22 protein-coding genes and 1 tRNA gene are annotated in these 23122 nt (G+C 68.6%); 6 read left to right on the top strand and 17 right to left on the bottom strand.

Translation table 11 applies throughout. The annotated features are described in order from the left end of the window. Positions 1–65: 65 nt before the first annotated feature. Positions 66–2021 (top strand): ATP-binding protein, encoded by a 1956-nt coding sequence (locus IWC96_RS06215; RefSeq protein WP_021697104.1) that lies wholly within the window; start codon positions 66–68, stop codon positions 2019–2021. Here the strand turns inward: IWC96_RS06215 and IWC96_RS06210 are convergent. From IWC96_RS06210 to rpmB, 3 genes are all read right to left on the bottom strand, one after another. Continuing rightward, positions 2018–2431, bottom strand: a complete 414-nt coding sequence (locus tag IWC96_RS06210; RefSeq protein WP_045318959.1) for a very short patch repair endonuclease — start codon at positions 2429–2431, stop codon at positions 2018–2020. The two genes, IWC96_RS06215 and IWC96_RS06210, sit on opposite strands and share 4 nt — an antisense overlap. 100 nt (positions 2432–2531) lie before the next feature. Then, positions 2532–3020, bottom strand: a complete 489-nt coding sequence (locus IWC96_RS06205) for a peroxiredoxin (RefSeq protein ID WP_045318963.1) — start codon at positions 3018–3020, stop codon at positions 2532–2534. Between the two features lie 119 nt (positions 3021–3139). Then, positions 3140–3436 carry a 50S ribosomal protein L28 gene (rpmB, locus tag IWC96_RS06200; protein WP_045318960.1) on the bottom strand — a complete coding sequence of 99 codons (297 nt, stop codon included), beginning with the start codon at positions 3434–3436 and terminating at the stop codon, positions 3140–3142. Positions 3437–3664: 228 nt separating this feature from the next. Here rpmB and IWC96_RS06195 point away from each other — a divergent pair, with 228 nt between their 5' ends. Then, entirely contained in the window at positions 3665–4129 is a 465-nt protein-coding gene (locus IWC96_RS06195) for a DUF3617 family protein (RefSeq protein WP_021697108.1), read from the top strand. Between the two features lie 19 nt (positions 4130–4148). Here IWC96_RS06195 and IWC96_RS06190 read toward each other — a convergent pair whose 3' ends face one another. From IWC96_RS06190 to fdxA, 3 genes are all read right to left on the bottom strand, one after another. Then, the gene (locus IWC96_RS06190; RefSeq protein ID WP_045318961.1) at positions 4149–5846 is read right to left on the bottom strand and encodes a hypothetical protein; all 1698 of its coding nucleotides are present in this window, start codon (positions 5844–5846) and stop codon (positions 4149–4151) included. A 100-nt stretch (positions 5847–5946) separates the two neighbouring features. Then, a complete protein-coding gene (locus IWC96_RS06185) occupies positions 5947–6483 on the bottom strand; it encodes a CarD family transcriptional regulator (protein ID WP_021697110.1) in 537 nt (178 codons plus the stop codon). A 312-nt stretch (positions 6484–6795) separates the two neighbouring features. After that, positions 6796–7137: a ferredoxin FdxA gene (fdxA, locus tag IWC96_RS06180; protein WP_045318964.1), complete on the bottom strand. Its 342-nt coding sequence runs from the start codon at positions 7135–7137 to the stop codon at positions 6796–6798. A 167-nt stretch (positions 7138–7304) separates the two neighbouring features. Here fdxA and IWC96_RS06175 point away from each other — a divergent pair, with 167 nt between their 5' ends. Continuing rightward, the gene (locus IWC96_RS06175; protein ID WP_021697112.1) at positions 7305–7931 is read left to right on the top strand and encodes a YceI family protein; all 627 of its coding nucleotides are present in this window, start codon (positions 7305–7307) and stop codon (positions 7929–7931) included. On the opposite strand, the gene IWC96_RS06170 is transcribed toward IWC96_RS06175, so the two are convergent. Further along, a complete protein-coding gene (locus IWC96_RS06170; RefSeq protein ID WP_045318962.1) occupies positions 7915–8199 on the bottom strand; it encodes a S4 domain-containing protein in 285 nt (94 codons plus the stop codon). The genes IWC96_RS06175 and IWC96_RS06170 overlap by 17 nt on opposite strands. Continuing rightward, positions 8196–10685 (bottom strand): helicase-related protein, encoded by a 2490-nt coding sequence (locus IWC96_RS06165; RefSeq protein ID WP_196838587.1) that lies wholly within the window; start codon positions 10683–10685, stop codon positions 8196–8198. The genes IWC96_RS06170 and IWC96_RS06165 overlap by 4 nt, the downstream gene beginning before the upstream one ends. Positions 10686–10939: 254 nt before the next feature. Here IWC96_RS06165 and IWC96_RS06160 point away from each other — a divergent pair, with 254 nt between their 5' ends. Next, positions 10940–11371 carry a DUF983 domain-containing protein gene (locus tag IWC96_RS06160; protein WP_021697115.1) on the top strand — a complete coding sequence of 144 codons (432 nt, stop codon included), beginning with the start codon at positions 10940–10942 and terminating at the stop codon, positions 11369–11371. On the opposite strand, the gene IWC96_RS06155 is transcribed toward IWC96_RS06160, so the two are convergent. Beyond that, the gene (locus IWC96_RS06155; RefSeq protein ID WP_081703440.1) at positions 11348–12250 is read right to left on the bottom strand and encodes a sulfotransferase; all 903 of its coding nucleotides are present in this window, start codon (positions 12248–12250) and stop codon (positions 11348–11350) included. The genes IWC96_RS06160 and IWC96_RS06155 overlap by 24 nt on opposite strands. A gap of 25 nt (positions 12251–12275) precedes the next feature. Here IWC96_RS06155 and IWC96_RS06150 point away from each other — a divergent pair. Beyond that, a tRNA-Arg gene (locus IWC96_RS06150) sits at positions 12276–12352 on the top strand. A gap of 71 nt (positions 12353–12423) precedes the next feature. On the opposite strand, the gene IWC96_RS06145 is transcribed toward IWC96_RS06150, so the two are convergent. The 4 genes from IWC96_RS06145 to IWC96_RS06130 form a co-directional block, all read right to left on the bottom strand. Beyond that, positions 12424–14439 carry an ATP-binding protein gene (locus tag IWC96_RS06145; protein ID WP_021697117.1) on the bottom strand — a complete coding sequence of 672 codons (2016 nt, stop codon included), beginning with the start codon at positions 14437–14439 and terminating at the stop codon, positions 12424–12426. Positions 14440–14524: 85 nt separating this feature from the next. After that, entirely contained in the window at positions 14525–15322 is a 798-nt protein-coding gene (locus IWC96_RS06140; RefSeq protein ID WP_196838586.1) for an exodeoxyribonuclease III, read from the bottom strand. A 250-nt stretch (positions 15323–15572) separates the two neighbouring features. Further along, positions 15573–16217 carry an outer-membrane lipoprotein carrier protein LolA gene (locus IWC96_RS06135; protein ID WP_021697119.1) on the bottom strand — a complete coding sequence of 215 codons (645 nt, stop codon included), beginning with the start codon at positions 16215–16217 and terminating at the stop codon, positions 15573–15575. Between the two features lie 639 nt (positions 16218–16856). Further along, positions 16857–19193 (bottom strand): DNA translocase FtsK 4TM domain-containing protein, encoded by a 2337-nt coding sequence (locus tag IWC96_RS06130; protein WP_196838585.1) that lies wholly within the window; start codon positions 19191–19193, stop codon positions 16857–16859. A gap of 129 nt (positions 19194–19322) precedes the next feature. Between IWC96_RS06130 and IWC96_RS06125 the strand changes: the two genes are divergently transcribed. Continuing rightward, positions 19323–20582, top strand: a complete 1260-nt coding sequence (locus IWC96_RS06125) for a UbiH/UbiF/VisC/COQ6 family ubiquinone biosynthesis hydroxylase (RefSeq protein ID WP_021697121.1) — start codon at positions 19323–19325, stop codon at positions 20580–20582. A gap of 64 nt (positions 20583–20646) precedes the next feature. Here IWC96_RS06125 and IWC96_RS06120 read toward each other — a convergent pair whose 3' ends face one another. The 4 genes from IWC96_RS06120 to IWC96_RS06105 form a co-directional block, all read right to left on the bottom strand. Then, on the bottom strand, positions 20647–20841 hold the full coding sequence (locus IWC96_RS06120) for a Trm112 family protein (RefSeq protein ID WP_021697122.1): 195 nt from the start codon (positions 20839–20841) through the stop codon (positions 20647–20649). Positions 20842–20912: 71 nt separating this feature from the next. Further along, positions 20913–21569, bottom strand: coding sequence for an LON peptidase substrate-binding domain-containing protein (locus IWC96_RS06115; RefSeq protein ID WP_196838584.1), 657 nt, complete (start codon positions 21567–21569; stop codon positions 20913–20915). Between the two features lie 4 nt (positions 21570–21573). Beyond that, a complete protein-coding gene (gene trxA, locus IWC96_RS06110; protein ID WP_021697334.1) occupies positions 21574–22473 on the bottom strand; it encodes a thioredoxin in 900 nt (299 codons plus the stop codon). A 78-nt stretch (positions 22474–22551) separates the two neighbouring features. Further along, positions 22552–23070, bottom strand: a complete 519-nt coding sequence (locus IWC96_RS06105) for a prolyl-tRNA synthetase associated domain-containing protein (protein WP_021697333.1) — start codon at positions 23068–23070, stop codon at positions 22552–22554. Positions 23071–23122: the final 52 nt, after the last annotated feature.

Raw genomic sequence — 23122 nt, 5'->3', positions numbered from 1 at the left:
GTTAGGGCAAGCTGGGGCAGGATACGCGCCAACCGCCGCCGAAAGGCGCGCAGACGGGCGCATCCATGGCTCACGACGCCGCCATTCATGACGAGGCCTTCGCCGACGCCGTGCGGCGTCGGCGCAAGAATTTGCTCATCCGCATGGGGGTGGGCGTCGTCGGCGTGCTGGTCTTCTCGCCTGTGATTGGCCCCCAGATAGCCCTGGCGTGGATCGCGACCTATTTCCTGGTCCAACTGGTGGACGCTCTGGCCTGTTCGCCCATTTCCTCGGGCAAGGCGGAAACCCTGCCGCCGTGGCGCAAACTGATCGCGGGAATCGCCATCGCCGCCAGCACGGCGGTCTATGGCTTTTTCGCTTTGCCGCTGTGGCAACTGGGGGGTCTGGCGGGCGGCATCTGCGCGGTTCTGATCCTGACCGGCGGCATGATGAACGCCCTGGTGGTGTCGGGCCGGTCGACCTTCATGCTGGGCCTGAATCTGACCCCGCTGGTCTTGTATCTGGCGGCCACCCCCCTGCTGATGATGGCCGAAGGCGCCGGACGGGCCGCAGCCACGGCGGCGGCTGTCATTTGCGTGACCATCCTCGCCTTTACCTTGGCCGCCTACGCCAGCAACGCGCGCCTGGCCGAATCCGAACGGCAGGCCCAACGCGATTCGGACCGCCGCCGTCGTGAGGCGGAGAGCGCTGTCGCGGGCAAGTCCGCCTTCGTCGCCACCGTCAGCCACGATCTCAGAACACCCCTGTCGGCTATCCTGACGGGCGCCCATGAACTGGAGGTCCGCGCCCAGGACGCCGCCTCCCGGGAGAACGCGGCCCTGATCGGAGAAGCGGGCCGGATGATGAAGACCCTGCTGGATCATCTGCTGGACCACGCCAAGCTCGAGGCGGGGCGCATGGAGGTGGAGACTGAGACCTTCAACCTGCGCCAGGTGCTGGCCCGCACCCTGCGCCTGTGGCAGCGCGAGGCCGTGGACCAGGGCCTGCGCCTGCGTCTGGAGGGGGCGGCCCATGCGCCGGCCTGGGTCGTGGGTGACGCCACCCGCATCCGTCAGGTGCTGAACAACCTGATCTCCAACGCCCTCAAATTCACCCAGGACGGCGCGGTGACCATCCGCATCCGCGCCTGGGACCAGGACCCGGACGCGACGGCCCTGATCATCGAGGTGATCGACACCGGGCCCGGCATGAACGCCCAACAGCTGTCACGCCTGTTCACGCCCTTCGACCAGACTGAAAGCGGCGTCAGCGCCCGCCATGGCGGCACGGGCCTGGGCCTGAGCATCAGCCGGGAGCTGGCCCAGTTGATGGGCGGCTGGCTGACCGCGCGCAGCACCAAGGGGGAGGGGGCGACGTTCACCCTGGCCCTCACCCTGCCGAGGGCCCCAGCGCCGGACGCGCCGCCCGTGGAGGCCCCCGAATCCCGCGACCGCAGCGCCCACAGCCGTCCATTGTCGAGCGCGCGATCCCTTGAGCCCGCGCCCACGCCGTCCAGACCCGAGCCCCTCCCCGTCACCACCCCGCAGACCGTGGAGCCTCCAGTCACGGCTGGGACGACCGCCGCCGACGAAGCCCCGTGCATTGACGACGAACCTGAAACGGCGGCGGAGGAGTCCGCAGAGCGGCCCCTGCGTGTGCTGGTGGTGGATGACCACGAGATCAATCGCCGCGCCGTCCAGCTGATCCTGACGCCGCTGGGCGTCGAGATCGCTACGGCGGTGGACGGCCTGGCCGCCCTGACCGCCGCGGAGGTCCAGACCTACGACGTGATCTTCATGGACGTCCGCATGCCCGAACTGGATGGCCGAGAGACCACGCGGCGGCTGCGCGCGGGCGACGGCCCGAACCGCGCCACGCCGGTGATCGCCGTGACCGCCGACACGGCCCAGGACGACATCGACGCCTGCATGGCGGCTGGCATGGACTATTTCGTGTCGAAGCCCCTCACCCCGGCGGCTCTGCTGGGCGCCCTCAACCACGTCCTGGCCGAAGCGGCGACGCGCGAAACCGAGGCCGCCTAAAGGCCGAGGAAGGACCGCAGGTGCGCATTCAGCGCGTCTGGGTTCTTCAGGTCGCATTCCCACACCGTGAGCACCCGCCAGCCATCGGCGATCAGCGCCTGTTCTGACGCCCGGTCGCGCTCCCGGTTGCGCCCGATTTTGGCGCGCCAGTAGTCGCCGTTGGCCTTGGGCTCCCGGGCGCCTCGCGCGCAGTCATGGCCATGCCAGAAGCAGCCATGGACGAAGATCACGGCCCGTCGTCCCTTCATCACCACGTCCGGCCGCCCCGGCAGGTCCGCACCCCCAAGACGATACCCGACGCCCAGCGCCTTCAGCGCCCGCCGCACGGTCATCTCCGGACCGGTGTCGCGCCCCTTTATCAGCCGCATCACGGCGCTGCGTTTTTCGGGCGTGAAGACGTCTGTGGTCATGAACTGCGACGCCGGGGCCTTCCTGCGGTCTCTGGATCCCACCAGAGGGCCAGCCATGCCCTTCAAGCAGCGAGCCTCCGTGCGGCGAGCGATAGGGCGCTTAAGAAAGCTGCGTCAGGAGATGCTCGGCTGAGGACACCTTGAACTCGCCGCCCTGCTCCACGTTCAGCTCGGTCACTACGCCGTCCTTGATCAGCATGGAGTAGCGCTGCGACCGGTGGCCCATGCCGAAGCCCGTGGCGTCCAGCTCCAGGCCCAGCTTCTTGGTGAAGTCGCCGTTGCCGTCGGCCACCAGCAGGACGTCTTCGCCGGTCAGGCCCTGCTGCTCGGCCCAGGCGCCCATGACGAAGGGGTCGTTGACCGACACGCCCACGATCCGGTCCACGCCCTTGGCCTTCAGTTCGTCGTGCTTGTCCTTGAAGCCCGGCAGGTGGCGGGCCGAGCAGGTGGGGGTGAAGGCGCCGGGCACCGCGAAAAGGGCCGTGGTTCCCTTGCCGAACAGTTCGCCGGTGGACAGAGGTTTGGGCCCCTCGGGCGTCATGGTGGCGAGGGTGGCGTCGGGCAGGCGGTCGCCGGGCTTGATGGTCATGGATGGCTCCTTCGGGGTTGTCTGCGACAGATAGAGACCCGCGATGGCCATTCCAAGCGCCGCAAAGCAAAAGGGCCGGCGTTTCCGCCGGCCCTTCAGAATGCTCGTTCGTCGCCCGATCAGGCGGCGGCTTGTTCCGCCAGCTTGGCGCGGACCTGACGCTTGATGCGTTGGGCCTTGACCGACAGCTGCTCGTCACGGGCCTTGACGATGAACACGTCCAGGCCGCCCTTGTAGTCCAGGGTGCGCAGCGCAGCGTTGGAGATGCGCAGGGAGAAGGTCTGGCCCAGCGATTCCGAAGCCAGCTTGACCGTCTTCAGCGACGGCAGGAACCGGCGCTTGGTCTTGACATTGGAGTGGCTGACGCTGTGGCCGACCATCGGGCCGATCCCGGTGAGTTCGCAACGACGCGACATCGTCAAAATCCTTGGCAGGCGGGCGGACCAAACGGCCGCGCGGCGCATGAAACAGTTGCGCGCGGGGGCAGGGGCTCCCGCGCGAGAGGGGGCCGTATAGGCGCACAGGCCCCTTTGCGTCAAGGCCTTCGGACTCTTTCGCCCAGTGAGGGAACAGCCATTGTTCAGCCCCCGTTCAAGCGCCATCTGTAGGATCGACTGTCAACATCGCCGCATGAAAGAGCGACCATGAAGACCATGACTCCCAAGCGACGCGTCCTGACGCTCGGCTCCGGCCTCGCCGCCGTGGCCGCCCTGTCGGTCGCGACGGGCCCGCACGCCCAGACTCCCGCGCCCGATCAGCCCCAGCCCGGCTACTGGGAATACACCACCAGCGTCATGGGCGTCCGTGACACTGAACAGAAATGCGTTCGCCCCAGCGAGATCCACCGCTTCTTCAACGGGCTGTCCACGCGCCGCTGGCAGTGCACATATCCGGTGCGCGAAGTCGGCGGAGGCAACTCCCGTTTCGAGGGCACTTGTCAGGACAGACGCGGTCGGACCGTCAATGTGCGCCTGAACGGCCCGTACGCCAGCGAGAGCTTCCGCTTTAACGGCGGCGCTCAGTTGGCCCGCGGCACGCCCTACATCCCCGCCAGCATCACTGCGCGCCGCATCTCGGCCCAGTGCCCTGCGGACGCCGAGTACTTCTGAGCGTGCAGGCCGCTGGAGGTCAGGACTGACCTTCGGCGGCCCCTGCCGCCGATCTGGCCGCCTCGATCCGCCGCAGCAGTTGTATGAACGTCTCGTCCGTCGGGATCAGGTTCACGGCCGCCACGGCTGCGTCGTGGGCCTGATCCAGCCGCTCCAGCAGGAACAGGGCGCGCGCCTTCAGCCAGTGTGCCTGGCCCAGGTCAGGCTGGACAGCGATCGCCCGCTCGGCGACAGCCAACGCGGCCTCCGCACCTGAGGCCCGTTCCTGGGTCAGCAGCTTGCGCCCAAGAAACGTCAGCGCGGCCGCCGGAACGCCATCCATTTCGGACATCCGGCGCAGGACCTTCAGGCCGTCCTCGTTACGGCCCAGCCGATACAGCTGGCGGGCATGGGCGAACAGGTCGTTGGGTCCTGCGTCAGGCAGTTCGGCCAGGCGGCCGGTAACCACTCCGGCGCCGACTTCATCTCTGGCCTTTAAGCGGTGCGACAGACAGCGCGTCAGGAACGACCGATCCGACATCCGCCGGATGATCAGGTCGGGCCGCACATCCAGCCGATAGGATCGCAGCAGCAAGATCTCGATCTCGCTTCGGTCTGCCTCGGTCGCCATGTCATGCAGCCGCAGCATGTGATCGACCATGTCGTGGGCGCGTCTCTCCATGGCCAGCAGGCCGGAGCGTTTTCGATCCTCGTCCTGGCGGCCCGCAATCTCCAGCCCCTGATCCGCCCGCCATGCTTCCACGTGGCTACGCACGCGATGGAACACGGCCTCTTCGTCGCTGGTATTCACCCAGTATTCGTTGAGCAGGAAGCCCAGCTGGCGACGGATGCGTTCTGGCGGGGGGCCTGCTGACACATCGAACGCCGCGTCGAGCTCATCCAGCGTCGAGAGCGGCGTGGTCATGTGCGCATACTCGCTCGCCGCCAGGGTGAAAACCGGCTTGCCGTGCACCAGCGCCTGAACGCCGACGCCCGAGTTGGCCGCCAGGACCGCCGCGCTTGATGCGATCAGATCGTGAATGGAGGCGTCCGACACCGTTACGAACTCCGAGCGGGCGGCCGCTTCCAGCGCCTGGACGATATGGTCTGATCCACACAACGGATGTCGCTTCACCACGACGGGCCGTCGCAGCCGTTCAGCCGTCTGCACCAGGGCCTCCAGCACCTCGAACTGGGCGAAACGGCTCAGTTTGAGCACTTCGTCATTATTGACCTGCAAGGGGTAGAAGACCGCGAACCGTTCCCCGGACGTCGCCGCGCGACGACCGGGCTGGGCGTAACGAGACAGATTCTCGGTTCGAAAGCGGTGCTGGTAGCTGGCGATCACCGCGTCCGCCGCCGCCAGATCGTATTGCGCGCTCCGGGCCTGCAGCGCCGGATCCTGGGCCAGGGCGCACCAGCCGCTATAGCCCCGTGGGTCCAGGTACCAGAGGTCCGGCAGGGCCGCGCCCTTGATGCAATAGGCGCCCGGCCCGGGTTCCCGGGCATGGTAGGCGTAATGCAGACCCTCGGCGGGGTCCGGCCGGTGCAGGGTGTCCGAATAGGGCCGGAACGGCCGCGCGACGATCTCGCAGCCCAGACGCGACAGGGCGGCGAACAGGCTGACATAGGTCGTCCGCACGTCGGCCCGGTCCGGATCATCCGACTTCCAGAAATAATTCGGAATGTCGACAAAGACCTTCACCGCGTCCCCCGTCTCCCCTGCAGGCCGATCCATCGACACCCGGCCTGGCCATCCAAAGTGGACCCGGCGGCCACAAACAGGAACGCCCGACCTTTACGGCCGGGCGTTCTGAAATCAATCAGGAAGCGACGGATCAGGCTGCTTCGGCTGCGGGCGGCGTGATGGCCTTCTTGGCGCTCAGCGACTTGGCCAGCAGGGCCACGGCTTCATCCTTCTCGATGCGGTTGGCGGCCGCCACCTCGCGGGCCATGCGGTCCAGCGCCGATTCATAGAGCTGACGCTCCGAATAGGACTGTTCCGGCTGGCTGTCGGCGCGGTGCAGGTCGCGAACCACCTCGGCGATGGAGATCAGATCGCCCGAGTTGATCTTGGCTTCGTATTCCTGGGCCCGGCGCGACCACATGGTGCGCTTGACGCGGGCGCGGCCCTTGAGGGTCGTCAGCGCCTTGGTCACCACGTCCTCGGCGGCCAGCGAACGCAGGCCGGCGGTCTTGGCCTTGGCGGTGGGGACGCGCAGGGTCATCTTCTCGTGGTCGAAGGTCACCACATAGACCTCCAGCGACATGCCTGCGACCTCCTGGGTCTCCACGGCCGCCACCTTGCCGACGCCGTGCGCCGGATAGACCACGCTGTCGCCCACCTTGAATTCAAGACCGCTCTTGCTCGTCATATCAAATCCTTTCAGCGGCGAAGACGGGGCGCTCGTTCAGGGCATGCAAGGTCATCGACGGCGATGCGGGGTCGCCGACAATCAGCATGCAAAAACTAGAAACGAGAACGGGACACCCAACCTCTGGCCGATCCCGCCTTCCAGGGCGGGATTCTTTAACGAACGCGGGCGGCGCGCTGTAAAGCGGCGACCGCCCGACCCAATGAGCGATAATCTATCACAAAACCGCACAATTTCAAAATGTCCGCGTTGCGCGGTCGGGCATTCGCCGCCGGAGGCGACCGTGGCGGAATTGAGGCGCAAAAAGCCCGCTCAGGAACCCTTGCCGGGGGCCGTGGAGAAATACTTCTCGAACTTGCCCGTCTCGCGCTCGAACTGTTCCTTGTCGGCCGGGGGTTCGCCCTTGACGGTGATGTTGGGCCAGACCTTGGCGTACTCGGCATTGATCTGCAGCCACTTGCCGTCCGGCTCGTCCTCGGTGTCGGGCTTGATGGCGTCCACCGGGCACTCCGGCTCGCACACGCCGCAGTCGATGCACTCGTCCGGGCTGATGACCAGGAAGTTCTCACCCTCGTAGAAGCAGTCCACCGGACAGACCTCCACGCAGTCCATGAACTTGCATCTCACACAGGCGTCGGTGACGATGTAGGTCATCGAGGGTCGCGGGTCCGGGCGCGGTTTCAGGAACGGGTCGCGGAAATGGCCCTCGCGCGCGATCAAGTCAACCGCAGTTCCTCTGGCGCGGAGCGAGAGAGCCCCTATCTGTAACTCTGGCGATTGCCAATCCGGCGCGCCGCATGCTCACAAGGAGGACCCGTTCCATGCCGTCATTCAGACCCGCCGCCTTCGCCGCCATCCTCGCCGCCGCCGCGACTGCGGGCGCCGTCACCGCCCAGGATCCGTTCGTCACCGACCCGGCCCAGGTGCGCGCCGGCGTCTATGATCTGGACGCGAGCCACGGCAAGATCACCTGGTCGGTCAGCCACCTGGGCTTCTCCACCTATGTGGGCCAGTTCGTGAACGTCTCGGGCGAACTGACCCTGGACCCCGCCAATCCGGTCAACAGCGCCCTCAGCGCCACCATCCCGCTGGCCGATGTGGCCTCCAATGACGACGCCCTGGACGGCCACCTGCGCACGGCTGACTTCTTCGACGTTGAAAACCATCCGACGGCGACCTTCGTCGCCACCTCCATCGTGGTGGATGACGACGATGCGGACGAGGCCACCGTCACCGGCGACCTGACCCTTCGCGGCGTCACACGCCCGGTGGTCATGGAGGTTGAGTTCAACCAGGCGGGCGTGAACCCCGTGAACCAGCGCTACACCGTCGGCTTCGACGGCGAGGCCACCATTCAGCGTTCGGAATTCGGCATCGCCTACGGCCTGCCCCTGCTGGGCGACGAGGTCGAGCTGCACATCGAAGGCGAGTTCATCCTTCGGGACTAGGGGTGGAGTACAGGGCGCGGGCCTCCTCGGGCGGTCCGCGCCGCACGCCCAGGGCGGTGATGCGCACCGCAGTCACGCGGCCGCCGATGGCGAAAACCAGTTCGTCGCCGATCCGCACCGTGCGGCCGGGCCGGTCCACGCGCTGCTGAACGCCCCCACGGGTGACGCGCACCCGGCCCGCCTCCACAAAAGCCGCCGCAAGCGCCCGGGTCCGCATGAACCGCGCCCGGTGCAGCCACACGTCCAACCGGCAGGCCTCGTCGCTCATTCAGGGCGGCCCGCGCCCTTGCGACGCCGCCGCCGCCGGACGGGCGCCAGCGCGGGTGCGTTCAGAACCGCGAGGGCCGCAAAGGGCGAATCCTTGACCGGCCCGGTCTTCGCGGGCTTGCGGTCCGGCGCGCGCCTCAGGGCGTTCAGGATCGCGCGGCCCTGATCCGCGCTCCAGCCCAGTTCGGTCAGGGCTGCGTCGGACAGGACGGGCCGCCCCCTGTCAGCTTTTTCGGCCCTCGCCAGCTCCGCCATGCGCTCCAGCGCCTCCACCGGGACCAGCCACGGCCCGACGGCGCGCAGGCCGAATGCTGACAGCGCGCGGGGCCCGGGCAGGGGATCCGGGGCGGCGACGAGCGCGCCCGGTATGGGGCGGAACGGCTGGTCCGCCACATGGGCCTGCATCAAGCCTTGGGCGCGTGGCTTCAACAGGGCCGGCATCCACACCGAATGGGCGCCCACGCGCACGGCCATGGCCTTCAGGGTCCGCCGCTCCACCTGGCTCAAGGCCGCCAGATCGGCCTGCACCATGTGCCTGTCGATCAGGCCTCCGGCCTCGATCAGGCGGAAGGCCAGTCCCTGCGGCAGGCCTTTCAGGCTGCCGCTGGCCGTCAGGTCGCGTAGCCGCTTCAACGGCCGCAGGGCCCGACCCGCCTCGGCCGCCAGCCAGGCCTCGATGCGCCGCACCCCGCGCTCGCGGGCGGGCGCGGGGCCGAGGTCGCCGAGCAGGCTCACGCGCGGATTGAACGGATCTCCGCCCGTGATGCGCGCCGCGATCTCACCGCGCCACAGCACCGCCCCGTCGGGCAAAACCGAAAAGACCGTGTCCTCGTCCGCGGCCAGCCGCCCCAGCCGCCGCGCGATCTCAGGGCCGACCGCGTGCCGCGCCGCAGCGCGCAGGGCGCGGTCCTCAAGGCCGGTGGCGCCCCGCTCCGGCGCAAAGGCCACCCCGGTCAGACGGCCCACGGCCTGGCCCTCGACCACGACCTGTCCGTCCCCCTCGATCTCGGTGGCCATGTCCTCGCGCACGTTCAGCGCCCGCATCAGGGCGGTGGTCCGCCGGTCCACGAAGCGGGCGGTCAGCCGCTCGTGCAGCACATCGGACAGCCGTTCCTCGAGCACCCGCGCCCGCTCGCGCCAGTGCTTGGGATTGTGCAGCCAGTCGGGACGATTGGCGATGTAGGTCAGGGTCCGCACCGCCGCCAGACGCGCCGACAGTTGGTCGATCTGGCCGTCGTCCCGGTCCGCTTGGTCGAAGCGCGCGGCGAACCAGTCCTCCGTCAGGCGTCCGCCCTTTCCAGTCAGCGCCTTGAACACCGTCAGTGACAGCCGCGCGTGCTCGTCCAGGGTGGTCTTCTGGAAGTCGGGCAGCTGGCACGCCTCCCACAGGCGCATCACCGCCCCGCGCGATCCCGCCACCCGGGTGATCGCTTCGTCCTGCATCAGCCGGCGCAGCACGGTCTCGTCCAGCGACTCGCCGGACAGGGTCAGGCCGTCGCGCCCGGGCGCCACCGTCAGCGAGCGCAACAGGTCCGGCAGGGTGTCGAAGTCCAGCCGGGCGTTGCGCCACTCCGCAGCCAGCACGGGGTCGAAATGGTGCTCCACCACCTGTTCGACGATGTCCTCGTCGATCTCGTCGCACTCGCCCGTGACTCCGAAGGTGCCGTCGCGCAGGTGCCGCCCCGCGCGCCCGGCGATCTGGCCGATCTCGTGGGCGTGCAGCCAGCGGGTGCGCCGCCCGTCGAATTTCCTCAGGCCCGCGAAGGCCACATGGTCCACGTCCATGTTCAGGCCCATGCCGATGGCGTCGGTGGCCACCAGAAAGTCCACCTCGCCCGACTGGAACAGTTCGACCTGGGCGTTGCGGGTGCGGGGGCTCAGGGCGCCCATGACCACCGCCGCCCCGCCCCTCTGACGGCGGATCAGCTCGGCGATGGCGTAGACCTGATCCGCCGAGAAGGCGACGATGGCCGAGCGCGGCGGCAGGCGGGTCAGCTTTTTGGACCCGGCATAGCTCAGGGTCGACAGCCGGTCGCGCGACACGATCTCCGCGTCCGGGACCAGCCGCCGCACCAGCGGCGCCATGGTCCCCGCGCCCAGGAACATGGTCTCCAGCTGGCCGCGCGCATGCAGAAGTCGCTGGGTGAACAGGTGGCCGCGCTCGGGATCGGCGCACAGCTGGATCTCGTCCACGGCCAGGAACTCGACCGTCTTCTCCAGCGGCATGGCCTCGACCGTGCACACCCACCAGTGAGGCCGGGGCGGGATGATCTTCTCCTCGCCGGTGACCAGCGCCACCGACCGGGCCCCCATGCGCGCGACGATGCGGTCGTAGATCTCGCGCGCCAGCAACCGCAGCGGCAGGCCGATCATCCCCGAGGCGTGGCCAAGCATCCGCTCGACCGCCAGATGGGTCTTGCCGGTGTTGGTGGGGCCCAGCACCGCGGTGACGCGGGACGGGGCCAGGCCGGTGGGGCGGTCGTTCATGACGGCTCCAAGGTGGCGACGTCCGGGCCAGGACTCAAGCGCGGCGGCGCGCAGGTAAACGGCGCGCGGGGATTCAGGGAACAGGGGCGAAACGAATCAGGACCGAATCACCGACTTCCCCCGATTCAGGATTTGTTCCCTACAAGATATTGTATCTTAATGGGGTTTAACCACTAGAGAGTTCTGGGGCGGCGCGGCGTTGTGGCGCGGCCCAGGGTCCTGTCAGAAGCCGGGCAGAGGCCTATATTAATCACATGGCCCAAACACCTCCGTCTTCAGAAGCTGTTCTTGACGAATGGCCCGCGCTGTCGCCGCTCAGGACGGGCATCGCCTGCCGCTGTCCGCGTTGCGGCGAGGGGGCGCTGTTCCAGGGCTATCTGAACCTGCGGCCGTCTTGCTCCAACTGCGGTCTGGACTACGGCTTCGCCGACCCGGCCGACGGCCCCGCCTTCTTCGTCATGTCGGGCGTCGGCATCGCGGTCACCCTGCTGTTCCTGTGGATGGAGATCGCTTTCCGGCCGCCCATGTGGCTGCACGTGGTCTTCACCCTGCCGTTGTTCGTGGTCGGCTGTCTGGCCACGCTCAGGCCGGTGAAGGCCTGGCTGATCAATGAGCAGTTCGTCCGCAAGGCGTCCGAAGCCCGATTCTCGTTTCTGGGACGGTCAGGCGGCCCGAAAGCGGAATAGGCGCTTGTGCAGCGGGGCCTGGGCCTCGTAACGCGCCAACTCTTCCTCCATCCACGGGAAATAGGTCCGCACGATCCGCGCCGCCTCGCGGTCGGTGGCGATTTCCACCATCTCCGAAATGGGCGGCGGCGACGGCTTCACGCCCAGCTTGTTGGAGGCGGAATTGGAGTTCTCCAGCTTGTCGATGTCGCGCCGGAAACCTTCAGGGCTCAGGCCCAGGGGAGCGAGCAGGTTGGGTTCGACCCAGCCCAGCAAGTCAGGAGCCCGGACCATCTCATCCAGGTTGAAGAGATGAACCCGGCCGGGGGCTTCCTTGATCATGCGTTCGTAGGTTTTGACTGACCTGATCCACGCCTCCAGGAACGCGCCTACGGTCTTGAACTTGTTCCAGGGCATGATCCGATAGGATCGCCAGACGTGGAACGGGTTCCGCAGGCAGTACACGTAATGCGGCTCGAGCGCCGGGTCGTTGAAGATCGCCTCGTACCGGGCGAAGTGTCTCTCATGTCGCGGCGTCTTGTGGCCGAACCACCGCGCCCGAGGACGAACCATGGGTCTCGATGGCGTGCTGTCTCGAAAGGCCGATCGCGCCAGGCCATACATCCGGTTCGGCTCCGGCGCCTGCTTCTGCGTCGCGACACTCACCAGCCACGCCATCATCTTGGAGCCGACGGCGCCGCCGATCTCGCCCTGCAGTTCAACATCCCTCGAGTTGTTCAGGATGTTCGCGCACATGCGGGTGCCGGAACGACCCATGCCGAACACAATCAGAGGCTTGGCCAGAGCGGCGGGTTTCTGAACGCTTGCGTCCGTAATGCGAGACCCATCCTTCTGCACGCTTTTCACGCTTTCAAACTCCGTTCGCTTTTCAGCCGCCATGGTTGTCGCTAGGAACGCCCTCTAAGGCCCCGTAGCTCAGCTGCATAGAGCAAGGCTTTCCTAAAGCCGAGGTCGGAGGTTGGAGTCCTCCCGGGGTCGCCATGGTCTTTCTCTCAGACCACATGAAGGCCGTTCATGTCGATACGCGCCCTGAGCCTTGTGCGGAACAGGCGTCAGACCCCGAGGGCGTTCTTCAGGGTCTCCAGCATCCGCCTGGCGTCGACCGGCTTGGGCACCCAGCCGTCCATGCCGGCGGCCAGATAGCCGTCGGTTTCGTGGGCCAGGGTGCTGGCGGTCACGGCGATGATGGGGGTGCGCGGCCGATCTTCAGCCTGTTCCCGTTCGCGGATACCCGCCGTGGCTTCCATGCCGTCCATCCTGGGCATGTGAATATCCATGAGGATGGCGTCCCAGTCGCCTGACGCCCAGGCCTCGACCGCCGCCTCGCCATCCTCCACCGCCTCGCTCTGGATGGCGAACTGGCTGAGCAGGGTCGTCAGGACAAGGCGATTGGCGGGGTTGTCCTCGGCGATCAGGACCCGCACCGGCCGGTCCGGCGCCGGATTGCCGGCCTCCTCGCGGGGCGCGGGCTCGCTGGCAGGCAAGGCGATCTCGAGGGCGAAGGTGGAGCCCTCGCCAGGCGTGCTTTCCACCGTCACGGTCCCGCCCATGAGGGCGGCCAGATCGCGGCAGATGGCCAGGCCCAGCCCGGCGCCGCCGTGGCGGCGGGTGCTGGAGCCGTCGCCCTGAACGAAGCGGTCGAACAGGCGGGCGCGATCCTGGGGGGCGATGCCGGGGCCGGTGTCGGTGACGCTGAGGCGCAGGACGTCGTCCGCGCGGTCGATGCGGCCTTCGATCCGTCCGGTCTCGGTGAACTTCAGGGCGTTGGAGAACAGGTTCCCCATGACCTGACGAAGACGCACGGCGTCGCCCATGAACCAGCCCTCGGCCCCGGGCGCCACCGTCATGGCGAAAGCCAGCCCCTTGTCCGCTGCGAGGGGCGCATAGAGCGCCGCAAGGTCGTCGGCCAGGGTCTTCATGTTGAACGGCGCGGGCTCCAGCGACAGCCGTCCGGCCTCGATTCGGGAGATGTCCAGGATGTCGTTGATGATGCGCAGCAGGGCGGCGCCGGATTCGTTGATGGTGCCGAGCCTCTGGCGCTGGGCGGGCGACAGCTCGTCGTGGGCCATGATCTGGGCCATGCCCAGCACGCCGTTCAGGGGCGTGCGCAGTTCATGGGTCATGGTGGCCAGGAACTCGGACTTGGCGCGGTTGGCGGCCTGGGCCTCGATCATCAGGGCTTCGGTGTGGCGGCAATGCTCCTCGGCTTCGGCTTCGAGGCGCGCCTTGATCACGGCGGCGCGGCGGAAGGTGTCGACCGCCCGGGCCATGTCGCCGATCTCGTCGCGGCGGCCCACGCCGGGCGCGACAAAGTCGGTCTCTCCCTTGGCGAGGCGCCGCATGAGTCCCGTCAGGGCCGAGACGGGCGAGCCCATGTCCCGCACCAGAACGGCGCCCATCAGCGCCGCGATCAGCGTTGCGATGATGATGCCGATGACCAGCGCGAGCTCCATGACCAGAAGCGCCTGGCCGCTGGCGCCGCTGTGTTCTGTCAGGGCGAGTCGGGCGTCGTCGCGAATGGCGTCCAGGGCGTCTTCGGCCGGCGTGATCAGGCGATCTGCCAGCCCGGCCTCGCCCACCATGGCGGCGGCCTCGGCCCGGCGGGCGGGGTCGGCGGCCAGGGCCACGGCGGGGGCGAAGGCCTCGACTTCCCAGCGGGCATGGGCCGCATTCATCATCGCGACCCGTTCCGCCATGACGGGATCATCGGCCGCCAGGCGAGCCAGTTCGGCGGCGTGCTCCATGTAGCTGGGGCGGTGCAGGGTCTCGATACGGCGCAGATAGTAGGACTCGCCCGTCAGCATGTAGCCGCGCAGCGAGTTTTCCTGCCGAGCCAGGTCGAAGCGCGCGGCGGCGGATGTGCTCAGGGTTTCAAGGGCGACGGCGACGGCGGCCTCGGACCGCTTGACCGTCTGCATGTGTGCGAACAGCACCCCGCCCATCACGACGATGGCGGCCAGGACGACGGAGAAGACCACGACCATCTTCAGGGGGATGCGCAGATGCCACAGGCCCGCGCCCCGGCTCAGGGCGGCTGTCAGCCCGTGTGCGTCTCCATGCCCCGGCATAGCCCCCCTCGGACCAGCTGATCTTGTTCAGATAGATTAAACGCCACCGACGGTTGCGGCCGCGTTAATGTCCGGGACGTCGGGGTCAGACCGCCAGGTCGAGCGCCACGGGGGCATGGTCGCTGGGCCGCTCCCAGGCGCGGACGTCCTCGTGGATGCGGGCCGAGCCGGGTACGACAGCGGGGGTCAGGCCGGGCGAGGTCCACAGGTGATCCAGCCGCAGGCCGCGGTTGGACTGGCGGAAGTCAGCGGCGCGGTAGCTCCACCAGCTGGCCAGCTTCTGGTCTTCGGGATGGGCGTCGCGGACCACGTCGGCGAAGCCCAGGGACGCCTGCAAGGCGCGCATGGCCTCCACCTCGATCGGGGTGTGGCTGACGATCTTCGACATGTAGCGGTGGTTCCACACGTCGTTCTCGCCCGGGGCGATGTTCAGGTCCCCGGCCACCAGCAGGGGCGCCCTGGGATCGCGGGCGGCGAACTGGCGGGTCAGACGGGCGTAGAAGTCCAGCTTGTGATCGAATTTGGGGTTCAGGACCCGGTCCGGGATGTCGCCGCCGGCCGGGATGTAGAAGTTCTGGATCTCCACGCCCTGGATGACGCCGGAGACGCAGCGGGCGTGGCCTTCGCGGCAGGCGGCCAGGTCGGGGGCTTCGGCGATCGGGTGGCGGGAGGCGATGGCCACCCCGTGCCAGCCCTTCTGGCCCGCGACCTTCAGGTGCGGCAGGCCCATGTCCCTGAAGGCGGCCTCCGGAAACTGGTCCGGGAGGCATTTGATCTCCTGCAGGCACAGCACATCCGGGGCCTGTTCGGCCACGAAGCGGGCGACCTGTTCGGCGCGCAGGCGGACGGAGTTGACGTTCCAGGTGACGATGCGAAGGGACATGGGCTCACCTAGAGCATGGGGCGGGCCTGCGTCCATGAGGGCTCAAAAATACGCCCGGCCTTTTCAGACCGGGCGCAAATCAGTTTTGTCTCTCTCACGCCGCCACCGGGAGGGGATGGTGTCCGGGACGGTCAGGACAGCCGCCGCCGTCCTGTGTCTCAAAAACCACTCCTCAGGAAAAAAGTCAACCGTAAAGCGAACCCGCTTCGGCGTGACCCGGAAAGCACGGACCGCCTCAGCCGGCCAGGTTCTAGTTGCGGCCCGGGCGGCGACGGGTGGGGTCGCGCAGGGTGAACAGGTTGTTGGGCAGGCTGTTGACGGCCTCGAAGGACGACAGCTGGGTGCGGGTGCGCTGGCCCTGGGGATCGATCACCGTCCATTCCATCAGGCGGACAGGGCTGCCGGCGAAGGCCAGGATCACCTGACCCTCGTTGGGACGGCGGGCGTCGCGGGCGACCACGGCGAAGGCCCCGGAGTCCATGCGGGTGACGCGGTCGATGCGCACGCCCTCCTCGATGCGGACGTCGCGGCCCAGAAACACCGACAGGGGGGTGGCGGACAGGGGGGCCTGGCGGAACACCTCGAGGCGCGGGTCGTAGCGCATCAGATTGTTGCCGTCGGCCACCACCAGCAGGCCCTCAGGATTACTGTACTCGAAGCGCATCTTGCCGGGGCGCTGGATGAAATAGCGGCCCTCGGCGCGACGGCCGCCGGGGCCGGTCTCGACGAAATTGCCCCGCGCGGCGCGCACGCCCTGGAACCAGGACGACACGCGCCCGACCGTCTCGCGGTCGGCGGCGGTCAGGGTGCTCTGTGCGAAGGCGGGCAGTCCGGCCATGACGGCGGCGCCCAGGGTGAGCGAGCCGGTGGCGAAGGCGCGGCGTGAAAGATTCATAGTCAGACTCCCGTTCGGGATTGTTGAGATGATCCTTGTGACGCGGCGGCGCGGCAAGGGTGTGACGCCAGCCTGACCATATTCCGGCGCTCCGATGAAGCGTCGTTCAGCGAAACGGTCAGGATCGGTTCATCCGGCGGATAACAGCGCATGAGACGGCGGGGCGTTCCCGCCGCGCCGCGCGGCGGATTTCGGACTCCGGGCTCAAAAAACAGGGTGCGAATTGTCCGAATAGTCCGAAATCGGCTCCGGGGTCGGTGGCTGGAGCGGCCATTGTAAGGGACGCTGGAAGGTGGGGGACGAAATATTTCTTCGCCATCGCGGCAAACACCCGGCCGCCCCCTCCACCATGCCCTGTCGGGCGCGGTCCCCCTCCCCATGAATGGGGAGGAGACGCGTGGCACGCGCGCTCAAGCAGCAAGCGTCCGCGACGCGAGCGGTAGCGCCCAATAATGCGCTCAAGCAGCGAGGCCCCGCGAGTCGAACGGTAGCGCCCAATAATGCGCTCAAGCAGCGAGGCCCCGCGGGCCGAACGTTAGCGCCCAATAATGCGCTCAAGCAGCGAGGCCCCGCGAGTCGAACGGTAGCGCCCAAAGACGCGCTCAAGCAGCGAGCGTCCGCGACGCGAGCGTTAGCGCCCTAGGATGGCGGCGGGCCGGCCAGGACGTCGCGCTTGCCGGCGTGGTTGGCGGGGCTGACGACGCCTTCCTGCTCCATGCGCTCGATCAGGGTGGCGGCGCGGTTGTAGCCGATCTGCAGGCGGCGCTGCACGTAGCTGGTCGAGGCCTTGCGGTCGCGGGTGACCACAGCCACGGCGCGGTCGTAGAGGTCGTCGCCGGAGCCGCCGTTTCCGCCGAAATCGCCCGAGCCCTCGTCCTCGTCGCCGCCCTCGGTGATCAGGTCCAGATATTCAGGCTCGGCCTGTTCGCGCAGGTGCTGGGCCACCTGCTCCACTTCCTGATCGGTCACGAAGGGGCCGTGCAGGCGGGTGATGCGGCCGCCGCCGGCCATGTAGAGCATGTCGCCCTGGCCCAGCAGCTGTTCGCCGCCTTGCTCGCCGAGGATGGTGCGGCTGTCGATCTTGGAGGTGACCTGGAAGCTGATGCGGGTGGGGAAATTGGCCTTGATGGTGCCGGTGATCACATCCACCGACGGGCGCTGGGTGGCCATGATCAGATGGATGCCGGCGGCGCGGGCCATCTGGGCCAGGCGCTGGACCGCGCCCTCCACGTCCTTGCCCGCCACCAGCATCAGGTCGGCCATCTCGTCCATGACCACCACCAGATAGGGCATGTGTTCGGGACGGATCTTCTCGGATTCATAGACGGGGCGGCCCTGATCGTCGAAGCCGGTCTGGACCGTGCGTTCGAAATGCTCGCCCTTGGCCAGGGCCTCGCGGGCCCGTTCGTTGTAGCTGGCGATGTTGCGAACGCCGAGCTTGGACATGCGGCGATAGCGGTCCTCCATCTCGCGCACGGTCCACTTCAGGGCCACGACCGCCTTCTTGGGATCGGTGACCACCGGGGTCAGCAGGTGCGGGATGCCGTCATAGACGCTGAGCTCCAGCATCTTGGGGTCGATCATGATGAAGCGGCACTGTTCGGGCGACAGGCGGTACAGGATCGACAGGATCATGGCGTTGACCCCCACCGACTTGCCCGAGCCGGTGGTGCCCGCGATCAGCAGGTGGGGCATGCGCGCCAGGTCGGCCACATAGGGCTCGCCGCCGATGGTCTCGCCCAGCGCCAGCGGCAGCAGATGCCCCGGCTTGGCGTATTCGGCAGAGGCCAGCAGGTCGCGCAGATAGACGGTCTCGCGCTTGGCGTTGGGCAGTTCGATGCCGATGGCGTTGCGGCCCTGAACCACGCTGACGCGGCAGGCGCGGGCGGACATGGAGCGGGCGATGTCGTCGGACAGGCCCACCACGCGGGCGTGCTTCACGCCCGGCGCGGGCGCCAGTTCATAGAGGGTGACCACCGGGCCGGGGCGGATCTGGTCGATGACGCCCTTGACCCCGAACTCGGCCAGCACGCTCTCCAGCATCTGGGCGTTCTGTTTCAGGGACTCCTCGTCCACGGCGGCGACGCGGGTCTTGGGTTTGGACAGGAAGCCCAGCGGCGGCAGCTCGAAACCCTCGGTGCGGGCGAATTCGAAGGCGCCCTGCATCTCGTTCTGCTCTCGGCCCGAGGGACGCGGCGCCTTGACGCCCGCCACCTTGGGCGCGGGCGGGGCGGGCCTGGGTTCTTCCCACGGGGGCGAGGGCTCGGCGGGGTCGTCGTCGATCTCGGGCTCGGGCGCGACCGCGCGCGGGCGCACATTGGCGGCTGCCTTGGGCGCCGCGCGGGCCTTGCGGACCCCCTTCGGCGCGGGGCGAGCGACGCGGACCTCGGTCAGGTCGCGCCAGCGCAGACCCAGGGTCCAGGCCAGAAGCGTCACGGCCGCGATGGCCAGCAGGACGCCCGCGAAGGGGGCGGCGAAGGGGATGCCCGCGAAGCCGAACAGGCTGGACGGCGCCCACAGCAGGGCGTCGCCCCACAGGCCGCCGAGGCCTGCCGCCAGCGGCCAGATGGCGGGAATGATCAGGGCCGACAGGGCGCCGGCCAGCAGCAGCACGCCGAGCACGGCGGCCAGGGCCTTGAGCGGGGTCGGGCGCAGGCGCGTCTGCACCACCTCGCCCAGGGCCGCAGACAGGCCGAAGGCCAGCATCAGCAGGACGGCGGGCCAGGCGGCGATGCCCAGCGACTGATAGAGCAGGTCCGCGAACACCGCCCCGTTGGCGCCCATCCAGTTGGTGGGGGCGGCAGAGGCCGCCGCGTTCAGGCTGGGATCGGCCGGATTCCACGACACCAGCGAGGCCAGCAGCAGGGTCGCCACGATGGCCAGGAAGCCGCCCCGGAAACGCACGGCGATGGGCGCGCCCCACAGGATGCGGGCGCCGTCATAAACGCGGGTTCCGATGGCGAGGGCCGCGGACATGGGCGGGCTCCGGTGGGACTGAAGACAACTGCGCCGATCATCGGCCCTTCAGGGTTAAGCCCGCGTTTACCAGCCCCTGCGACGGCGCCGCCTCTGGACGCGGCCGCGGGGGGGCGCGACAAGGGCTGCATGAGCCAGGACGACCTTACCGATCTCGACGTCATCGTGGCCGGCGCCGGCATGGCGGGGGCGACCTTCGCCCTGGCCGCCGCGAAGGCCGGGCTGAAGCCGGTGCTGGTGGACCCGTTTCCCTTCGACGAGCAGCTGGCGCCCACCTTCGACGGGCGCTCGACGGCCGTGGCCTGGTCCAGCTTCCGGATGCTGAAGGCGCTGGGGGTGGGCGCTGCGCTGGAGCCGCACGCCTGCCGCATGGACCGCATCCTGGTGACCGACGGAACACGACCCGGCGCGGCCTCGCACCGGGCGCTGCCCGCCTTTCTGCGCTTTGACGCCGACGAGATCGGCGAGCGCACGGGCGGGGAGCCGCTGGGCTACATGATCGAGAACCGCCACATCCGCACGGCCCTGGCCGGGGCGGTGCGGGCGGCCGGGGTGCCGGTGCTGGCGCCCGCCGCCGTGGAGGCGGTGCGGCTGGAGGAATTCGCCGCCCACGCGGTGCTGAAGGACGGCCGGACCCTGAGCGCGCCCCTGATCGTCGGCGCCGAGGGGCGCAGGTCGGTGGTGCGCGAGGCGGCCGGGATCGGGACCACCGGCTGGACCTATGGCCAGAGCGGGGTGGTGGCCACCGTCCGCATGGAGCGCGACCATGGCAATGTGGCCCACGAATATTTCCTGCCCTCGGGTCCGTTCGCCATCCTGCCCCTGACCGACAGCCGCGCCAGTCTGGTGTGGACCGAGACGACGCGACGGGGCGAGGCCCTGCGCGACGCCTCGGACGAGGCGTTCCTGAGCCATCTGAACCGGCGCTTCGGCGAATTCCTGGGCGAGGTCACGGTGGAGGGGCCGCGCTTCGTCTATCCCCTGTCGCTGTCGCTGGCCGAGCGGATCGTCGCGCCGCGCGTGGCCCTGATCGGCGATGCGGCCCACGGGGTGCACCCGGTGGCGGGGCAGGGGCTGAACATGGGGCTGAAGGACGTGGCCGCCCTGGTCGAGGTGATGGTCGAGGCGGCCCGGCTGGGCGAGGACATCGGGTCGCTGGGGGTGCTGGAGCGCTACGCCCGCTGGCGCCGGTTCGACAATGCGGCCCTGGCGGCCGGGTTCGACGGCTTCGTGCGGCTGTTTTCCAACGACGATCCGCTGACCCGCGTCGTGCGCGGCGTGGGCATGGCGGCGGTCAACCGCATCGCGCCCCTGCGCCGGGCCTTCATGACCGAGGCCGGCGGCGGGGCCGGGGATCTGCCCCGACTGCTGCGGGGCGAGGCGGTGTAAAAACTGACCCGCTGCAACACCCAAAGCGCGGGGTCCCGGCTTTCGCCGGGATGAGCGGATTGGATTAGTCCAGCGCGCGGGCTTCCTCGACCAGCATGATCGGGACGCCATCGCGGACAGGGAAGGCCAGTTTGGCGCCCTTGCTGATCAGTTCACTGGCGGCGCGGTCCCAGGTCAGGCGCCCGCGCGTGACGGGACACACCAGCACCTCCAGCAAGCGGGGGTCGACGGTGGTCGGGGTGTTGAAATGCTCTGACATTCTTTGTGCCCTAACGCTCGGCGCGCGGCGCCTCGCTGCTTGAGGGCGTGGGGGCCCTCGGCTGACGGCGGTTATTGCATGGTGGTGGGTTCGTCGTCACCGGGTTCGGCGGCGTCGATGCGCAGAAGGGCGGTGAGGGTGCCGAGACGGTCGTACAGGGTCAGGGCCTCGATCAGGGCCTGCTTCTCGGCCGGTTCGAACGGCAGGGCCATGGACAGGCTGTTGACCAGGGCCTCGGGCGGGGCGTCGCGCGCGGCGTCCCAGTCGATGTCCAGCCCGCGCGGGTTCAGATAACCCTGAAGCGCGGCGAGCAGGTCGCTGCGGTCGAAGGCGTCGTCCTCGTCCGGCGCCTTCAGGTCCAGAGCGAAGGGCTCGAAGTCCACGCGGGTCTGGCGATAGGGGGATTGGGCCGGCAGTTCGGCCAGAATCCGGAACCGGGCGACCCCGGTCAGGGTGACCAGATAGCGGCCGTCCGAGGTCTCGGCGAAGCTGGTGATGCGCCCGGCGCAGCCGACGGGGGACAGGGCCGGCAGGGCCTCGGGGCCGCCCGAGGGCTGGATCATGCCCACGATGCGGTCGCCGGCCATGGCGTCGTCGATCATGTTCAGATAGCGCGGCTCGAAGATGTTCAGGGGCAGCTGGCCGCGCGGCAGGACGATGGCGCCCGCCAGCGGAAAGACGGGGATCACCTGGGGCAGGTCCGAGGCCCTGATGTAGCTGTGGGCCATCGGATCAGGCGAACAGGATGGAGGACAGGCGCCGCCGGCCGTCGCGGGCGATCTCGGCGTTGGGGCCGGCGGCCTCGAAGATGGTCAGCAGTTGCTTGCGCGCCGCCTGCTCGTTCCAGTCCCGGTCGGCGGCGACGATCTTGAGCAGGTGATCCACCGCCGGCTCGAGCTGTCCGGCTGCGGCCAGGGCCAGGGCGAGATCGAAGCGGGCCTGATGGTCGCCGGGATCGGCGGCCACCTTCGCTTCCTGCTCGGACGTCAGGGCGACGGGGGCGCCGGCGCTCAGGGACAGCTGGGCCCGCACGCTGTTGACCAGCGGCTCCTTCGACGGATCGGGGGCCATGGCGATGGTCTGGCGGGCCTGATCGGCGTCGCCGTCAGCCAGATAGACCCGGGCCATGCCGGCGATGGCCTTTTCGTTCTTCGGATCCAGCTGCAGCGCCTGGGCGAAGGCCTGGGCAGCGCCGCCCAGATCGTTCAGCGACAGCGATTCCTCGCCCATGGCCAGGATCTGATCCAGGTCAGAGGGGCCGGAGGATTCGCCGGTAAGGCGCTCGATGAAGGCGGTGATCTGGCTTTCGGGGATGGCGCCCTGGAAGCCGTCGACCGGCTGGCCGTCCTTGAAGGCGTAGACCGTGGGGATGGACTGGACGCGCAGCTGGCCGGCGAAGGCGGGGTTGGCGTCCACGTCGATCTTGACCAGCTTCACCTTGCCCTTGGCGGCGCGTACGGCCTTTTCGATGGCGGGCGTCAGGGTCCGGCACGGTCCGCACCAGGGCGCCCAGAAATCGACGATGACCGGCTGGACCTTCGACGCCTCGACCACATCGGTCATGAATTCGGCGTCCGAGCCGTCCTTGACGGGGTCGGGGGTGTTGGCGGCGAGAGGGTCGGCGAAGGTCATAAGTCTCGTTTCCGGCAAGTGTGGTCGGGCAGTCTAACGCGTTGAAGCCCAGATGGTCGCGCCCGGCGTGAAGTGCAATCAGGCAGACGCGCTGAAATCCACGATCAGGGGGTCATGTTCGACCAGGGTCAGGAAGCGGCGGAAGTCGGCCTGGGCCATGGCGGTGGTGGCGGTGTTGGTCAGGGGGTGGAAATTGACGAGGTCCGCCTCGGCCAGGCGATGGTCGAGGACGAAGGTCACGCGGCGGTCGGTGTCATTGATCAGGCCGAAGGCGGTGACCGAGCCGGGCCGCACGCCGAGGGTCTGCATCAGCAGCGTCTCATTGCCGAAGGACAGGCGGTCCGCGCCGATCAGGCGGTGGGCGGCCTTCAGGTCGATGACCGTGTCCTGACGGGCCGAGATCAGCCACAGGCGCTGCTTCTTGTCCTTGAGGAACAGGTTCTTGGTGTGGGCGCCGGGCATGACCGCCTTGATCTCCAGCCCCTCCTCGACCCGGAAGACCGGCGGATGGTCGTGGGTCGTCGCAGCCAGCCCCTGTTCAGCGAACCAGGCCTCGAGGCGGTCGTGGTCGAAGGCGGGCGGGGCGGGATCGGTCATGGGGCCATTGGAAGCTTGAGGCGTCGGGTGCGGCGGGGATAGGGTCGCGCAA

It is taken from the genome of Brevundimonas sp. BAL450 (genome assembly GCF_015767455.1).
Lineage (GTDB): Bacteria > Pseudomonadota > Alphaproteobacteria > Caulobacterales > Caulobacteraceae > Brevundimonas > Brevundimonas abyssalis.
The sequence above is the reverse complement of the archived record's forward strand: the minus strand, read 5'-3'. Positions and strand labels throughout refer to the sequence as shown.